This window comes from Acinetobacter lactucae (assembly GCF_013344765.1).
In the GTDB taxonomy this organism is placed as follows: domain Bacteria; phylum Pseudomonadota; class Gammaproteobacteria; order Pseudomonadales; family Moraxellaceae; genus Acinetobacter; species Acinetobacter lactucae_A.
In genome coordinates, this window is the sequence record NZ_JABVBF010000475.1 from 1 (window position 1) to 249 (window position 249).

1 protein-coding gene is annotated in these 249 nt (G+C 53.0%); it reads right to left on the bottom strand.

The genetic code is table 11. The features are described from left to right. A partial coding sequence (locus HUN22_RS17915) for an Ig-like domain-containing protein (protein ID WP_254617583.1) occupies nucleotides 1-249 on the bottom strand: 249 nt, incomplete at both ends.

A 249-nucleotide genomic window follows, 5' to 3' on the forward strand; every position in this document is an offset into this window, starting at 1 on the left:
CATCCGGGAAGCTCACAGTTACAGTTGAACCTGCTTCTGCTGTACCGCTGATTGGGTCAGTGGCATTGATCGGATCAAGTACCGGTGCATTTGGTGCAACGGTATCAATCGTTACCACTGCAGTATCTGTACCCGCATTGCCCGCTGCATCTGTTGCTGTCACGGTAATGGTGTGTGGACCGTCTGTTAATACAGGCAAGCTATTGTCTGCAAGCGTCCAGGTGCCATCGCCATTGTTCGTCGCCGGGT